Here is a 6,334-nt window from a genome sequence, read left to right on the forward strand (position 1 = left end):
GGGCTCCGCCCGGCCCCGTCGGCGCCGTGGTCGCCCCAAACGAGTCGGTAGCCAATCCGGAGTTCTCCTACCCTCCTCCCTTTGATTCGTTCCGGGCTCCGCCCGACCCAACCGTCACGCTGGTCCCACGGCTTTAGGGCGCACGCCGACCGTGTTCAAGAAGGCCGGGGGTGAATGCCGCTCCGACGATCTAACATCACCTGAGAAACACGGCTGGACATTCGCCGCCGCGGCGAACTTGTCCACCTTCTCAGCCGAAAGTCCACCACACTACTAGTAAGGGATCTCAGCTCTACAGATCCTTACCATCGGGGGCAGGGAAGTCAGCTGGGCGGGGTTTCTGTGATAAACGATCGGGCGGTATGAATAAATTTCCTACTGCATGGTGATGAGGAAATCGCGACCATTCCCGGACGGCCAGCTGTACGCGGACTTACGCGGGCACGCCACCGATCCCCCGGTCGATCCGGCCGAAGTCCTGGGTTTGTTCATTCGCGCGTTCGGTATCGCGCCGGACCGGATCCCAGGCGGCCTGGCCGAGCGGGCCGCGCTCTACCAGCCACTGGTGAACGGGTGTGGATCTGTGCGCCCGGGTGCCGGCGTGACGCGGTGCATCGGCTGCCGCGCCCGATCAGGCGGTGCATCGGCTGCCGCGCCCGATCAGGTGGTGCATCGCAGCATCGGCCCATGCGACGAGCCGCCCCGGCGCACCAGCTGGCCCGGCGACCCCAGAGAGACAGCATGCCGTCGCCGATCACGCCTACCCGCAGGTCAAACCCACCCCGCGGGCTCATGTACAGCCCCAGCAGATGCGGAACCCGCATCCAGATCCGCAATACGCTCGTAACACATTGGTAACAGTTCGACTGACAGCTCTGGTCGGCGATGTCATGTGAACGCTAACAATCTCATCAGATGTCCCCTCGGATGAGCGGCTTCACGCGGCTGCAGTTGTCGCGTCGGGAGCCACGCGGCACATGATCCACGCTTCAGCAATGTCCTGTCCGAAGCGCGTTGCCGGAAGGCACGGCCAGTCACACCCAAGATCGATGCGGGAAGGGAGCAGCACCAGCCGGTCGTGTTAACGCTAACATTCCGCGACTACACGAGATCACGCGTTCATGCGAGAGCCAAGCTTGCAAGCGAAGGGAAGACGGGCCATGACAGCGTCCGAGAAGCCAGGAGTGAGCCGCCGCACATTCGTGCGCGCATCAGCCATCGGGGTGGCGTTAGCCGCGACAGCCAAGTCCATTCCGGCGGCCGCAGCGGAGACCACCGCCCCCGCGGTCGCTGAGTCTTTGGCCGGGATCCCGTACGTCGGCGCAGGAAGCAACACCGCGATCAGGCCGTTCTGGCTGCGCGAGGTCAGCCTGCACGCCGGTCTGCTGCAGGAGAAGCGCGACCGGATGAAGGCGTTCCTGCAGGCGTTCGACGAACGCCGCTTCCTCATGCTCTTCAACAACCAGGCCGGCCGGCCGAACCCCGCGGGTTTGCAGGTGCCCGGCGGCTGGGAGGACGGCGGGCTGCTGAGCGGGCACTGGGCCGGCCACTACATGAGCGCCCTCGCCCAGGCTTACGCGGACCAGGGCCAGCAGGTCTACAAGACCAAGCTCGACTGGATGGTCGACGAGCTCGCCGCGTGCCAGGCCGCCATCACCGCGCGGATGGGCGCTCCCGGCGGGGGTGAGGAGCCCGAGGAGCCCGTCATCGGCCGGGTCGCGGGACGCTTCGGCAACGGTCTGCGCCTCAACGGCGGCAGCAACGCGGAGCACATCCGTCTCCCCCAGGAGGCGGTGTCCCAGCTCACCAACTTCACGATCGCGACCTGGGTCAACCTCGCCGCGGCGCAGAACTGGAGCAGGGTCTTCGACTTCGGTCAGAGCACAGCCGTCAACATGTTCCTGACCGCCCGCGCGGGTGTGACCGGAAATCCGCCCCGGTTCGCCATCACCGTCGGCGGCAGCGGCCAGGAGCAGCAGATCAATGGCACGTCAGCGGTGCCGACCGGGCAGTGGGTGCACCTCGCCGTCACCCTCTCGGGCCCTGTCGGGACGCTGTACGTCAACGGCTCACCCGTCGGCACGAACACCGCCATGACGCTCAACCCGACCAACCTCGGCGTCCCGGGCAACGTCTGGATCGGCCGATCCCAGTACGGCGACGCGATGCTCAACGCGACCATCGATGAGTTCCACATCTTCGACCGAGCCCTCAGCCAGGCGGAGATCCAGTCCCTCCAGAGTTCCGCCGCGGGATCCACGGGAGGCGGGAACATCGCCTGGTACCGCTTCGACGAGGAAGGCGGAGCGACCGCGCTCGACTCCTCACCCAATCACCGCGACGCCGGCATCGTCGCCGTCGCGGGGAACACCGGGGCTCTTTGGACGCCCGTCTATCCCGGCTATCTCGGGGCCATCCCGGAGGACGCCGTGATCCGGTTGGGGCCGCCCCGGTTCGCCGTCTATGGCGGCAACCTCAACACGAACGTCTGGGCGCCCTGGTACACCCAGCACAAGATCATGCGCGGTCTGCTGGACGCCTACTACCTGACCGGCAACGAGAAGGCTCGCGAAGTCGTCACCAAGATGGCGGACTGGGCGCACCTCGCCCTGACTCTCGGCGACAAGAACCACCCGCAGTACCCGGGACCCATCACCAGGGACAACCTCAACTTCATGTGGGACACCTACATCGCCGGTGAGTACGGCGGCGCCAACGAGGTGTTCCCGGAGATCTACGCGTTGACCGGTGACGCCAAGCACCTCGAGACGGCGAAGTGCTTCGACAACCGGGAGTCCCTCTTCGGCGCCTGCGTCGAGAACCGGGACATCCTCGTGGTGACCGACCCTGCCGCCATCGGCCGGCGCCGTCCGACCCGGCTGCACGTCAACCAGCACGTGCCCAACTTCAGCGGCTACATGCGGATCTTCGAGCAGACCGGCGACCAGGACTACCTCAAGGCGGCGAAGAACTTCTTCGGCATGGTCGTCCCGCACCGCATGTTCTCGCATGGGGGCACCGGCGGAAACTACCCGGGTTCCAACAACAACATCGAGATGTTCCAGAACCGGGACAACATCGCCAACGCGATCGCCCAGGGCGGCGCGGAGACATGCTCCATCTACAACGTGTCCAAGCTGGCTCGCAACCTCTTCTTCCACACGCAGGACCCGGCCTACATGGACTACTACGAGCGAGCCCTCTTCAATCAGCTCGCCGGATCGCGAGCCGACGCGACCACCACGAGCAACCCGCAGGTCACCTATTTCCAGCCGCTGACACCGGGCGCGAGCAAGTCCTATGGCAACACCGGCACCTGCTGTGGCGGAACCGGGCTGGAGATCCACACGAAGTACCAGGACGCCGTCTACTTCAAGTCCGCCGACGGTTCGAGCCTCTGGGTCAACCTCTTCGTGCCGTCGACCGTGACCTGGGCGGAGAAGGACTTCGTCGTGACCCAGGAGACGAACTTCCCGCGCCAGGCCGGCACGAAGCTCATCGTCAACGGCAGCGGCAACCTCGACATCAAGCTGCGGGTTCCCGGATGGGTCCGGAACGGCTTCACCGTACGGATCAACGGAGCCGTGGCACCGATGCAGACCCCGGCGCCGGGCACCTACGTGACACTGAGCCGCACCTGGCGCCCCGGGGACGTCATCGAGGTCTCGATGCCGTTCAGCATCCGGATCGAGCGCGCCATCGACCGGCCGGACACCCAGTCCATCATGTGGGGACCGCTGCTCATGCCGATCGTCGGCAACCCCGGCGGCGGCAGCTACCGTGAGCTGACGCTCTACCGGTACCTCAAGCGGGACGGCGACTACTCGCGGGCGGCCATCACGGCGGCCGGTGCGAGCGCGGCAGGCGACCCGCTCTTCACGACGCAGGGGTTCTCCCTGCGCCCGTGGTACGTCGGGGACACCCAGGCCCACTCCGCGTACTTCCGCCGGGTGGAGCCGCAGATCGTCTTCGGGAGCATCGACTCCGGCGTTCCCAACGTGAAACGCAACGACGGGCTGCCCCACTACGACGTCCCGGTCACCGGTGTTCCGTCGCCCGGCACCGACGGTCTGACATTCCTCGACGTGGTCTGGGACAACGCGCCGTTCGCGACCCACAACGCGTTCGTCGCCAGGGTCACCCAGACGGCCGAGGCGTTCGTGGCGGCGGGGCGCCTGACCAGTGCGCAGAAGGACGCGGTGGTGGCGGCCGCCGTAAGCGCGCGGGCCGAGCTGGCGCCGGACGCGGAGGTGCCGGTCACGGTCACCGCCGAAGGGCGATGCATCGGCAATTCGGCGTACGTGGCGGTGCGCGTGACGAACGATCACGACGGGCCCGTGGACGTCGTGATGGAGACGCCCTACGGCTCGCGCACCTTTGCCAACGTCGCTCCGGGCAAGTACGCGTACCAGTCCTTCGCGGTCCGCGCGCGACAGGTCGCCGCGGGTGAGGCCACGATCCGCGTCACCGGAACCGTCGACGGGAGAAGCGTGACGTCCGAAGTCGTCAAGCAGTACGCGGCCGCGGCCTGCGGCTGATCGGCCGGAGGGCTTTGCGGATCCACGACCACACCGAAGGTGGCACGTGACTATCGAGTTCAGGCTGTCGGAGCTGTGGGAGCCTGACACGCGCCGCGACCCGCACGCGTTCTATGCGCGCGTGCGGGTCGCCGGCCGGCCCGTCCCGCAGGTCGACCCGGCCGGTAACCGGCTCTGGATCGTGGCGCGCCATGCCGACGTCCTCGACGGCCTGCAGCACCCGGCGATCGGTCACGAAGTGCGCAAGCATCAGGCCCAGGACCTGCCGCTCGCGCACCAGCGGAGCGAGGCGGAGCGGATCGCGGCGCGCCAGCTCATCGATCTGGATCCACCTGACCACACCCGGCTGCGCGGGCTCGTCAGCAAGGCCTTCACGGCCCGTACGGTCGCGCGGCTGGAGCCGTGGATAGCCGACGTCGCGGACCGATTGGTCGCCCGTGCTCTCGAGCTGGGCACGTTCGACGGAGTGGCCGACCTGGCCGATCCGTTGCCGGTCAACGTCATCGCCCAGCTCGTGGGGGTCCCCGAGGAGGACCGCGCCCGGTTTCGCGAGTGGTCGGCGATCATCGTCTCCGCGGCCGACCATGATTCCGCGGCCACGTTGGCGTTCGCCGCCTACATCGACGAGCTGGCCGAGCGCCGGCGAGCGGTCCCGGAGGACGACCTGCTCTCCGAGCTCGTCGCCTTGGAGGCGCAAGGCGACGCGCTCGATCGCGACGAGCTCGTCGCGATGGTGCAGCTCCTGCTCATCGCCGGCCAGGAGACCACGGTCGACGTCCTCGTCAACGGCATCCGGCTCCTGCTCACGCATCCTGAGCAGTGGCAGGATCTCCTCGCCGACCCGTCCTTGGCGAGCGCGGTCGTCGAGGAGACGCTGCGGTTCCGCGGGCCGGTCGAGATCGTCCCGCCTCGCTTCACCTTCCGCGAGATCGACCTCGCAGGGGGCACGATCCCGGCGTTCGAGCGCGTCGGCCTGTCACTGTGGGGCGCGAACAGGGACCCCTCGGTCTTCTCCGCTCCGGACGCGTTCGACATCCATCGCCCAGACGCCCATCGGCACATCGCCTTCGGCCACGGGATCCACTTCTGCCTGGGCGCATCCTTAGGCCGTCTCGAGGCTCGCATCATGTTCGACCGCATCGCCCGCGAGCTTCACCGGCTGCGGCTCGCGGTGGAGCCCGACGAACTGGACGGCTTCCGCCTGCATTGGGGAACCCTGCCGCTGCGGATCCGGTGATGTGGTGGCGCCACCACACAGTGCTGCGTAGAGGAGATCACCCCCCGATCTTGCCAAAAAGGCCGGGGTGAATGCCACGCTGACGATCGAACATCACCTAGTACGGCAGCCGCCATTGTGGGTTTGACCTGGAGGAACCCGCAAGGTCCCGTATAACGCAACGCAGCCGCCCGACGATCATGTGTTTGTGAGGACAAATGAATCGAAGGCGGCTGCTGCTGCCAGGATAGGGGCCGGGCACGCGCTGCGGGAACGGGCCGCCCTGCTGGAATCCCTGCGATCGTGCTTCGCCCGGACGCAGACCTGGCTGCACGCCGCGAAATACCTGTCCGCGCTGGTCAGCGACCTGCCGAAACGCAACGGATGGACCATCGCCGAGCACACCGGCGACCGTGCCCCCGACCGTACCCAGCGACTGCTCAACCGTGCCGTGTGGGACGCCCCGGAGGCGATGAGCCGGATCCGCCGGTTCGCGGCGGACGGTCTGGACCAGGCGGCCCGCCGCAATCGCCGCAAGGGCGCGATGACCATCGGGGCGCTGGACGAGACCGGCCAGGAG

The 6,334-nt window shown here is 67.4% G+C and carries 2 protein-coding genes and 1 pseudogene; all 3 read left to right on the plus strand.

Going from position 1 to position 6,334, the window contains the following annotated elements:
- Nucleotides 1-1,160 precede the first annotated feature (1,160 nt).
- Nucleotides 1,161-4,538 (plus strand): beta-L-arabinofuranosidase domain-containing protein, encoded by a 3,378-nt coding sequence (locus Amac_RS53165; RefSeq protein WP_155362042.1) that lies wholly within the window; start codon nucleotides 1,161-1,163, stop codon nucleotides 4,536-4,538.
- Nucleotides 4,539-4,584: 46 nt separating this feature from the next.
- Nucleotides 4,585-5,775, plus strand: a complete 1,191-nt coding sequence (locus Amac_RS53170) for a cytochrome P450 (RefSeq protein ID WP_155362043.1) — start codon at nucleotides 4,585-4,587, stop codon at nucleotides 5,773-5,775.
- Between the two features lie 187 nt (nucleotides 5,776-5,962).
- Nucleotides 5,963-6,334 (plus strand): annotated as a pseudogene (locus tag Amac_RS54600) (IS701 family transposase); the annotation flags it as partial.

The sequence above is a fragment of the Acrocarpospora macrocephala genome (assembly GCF_009687865.1).
Classification (GTDB): domain Bacteria; phylum Actinomycetota; class Actinomycetes; order Streptosporangiales; family Streptosporangiaceae; genus Acrocarpospora; species Acrocarpospora macrocephala.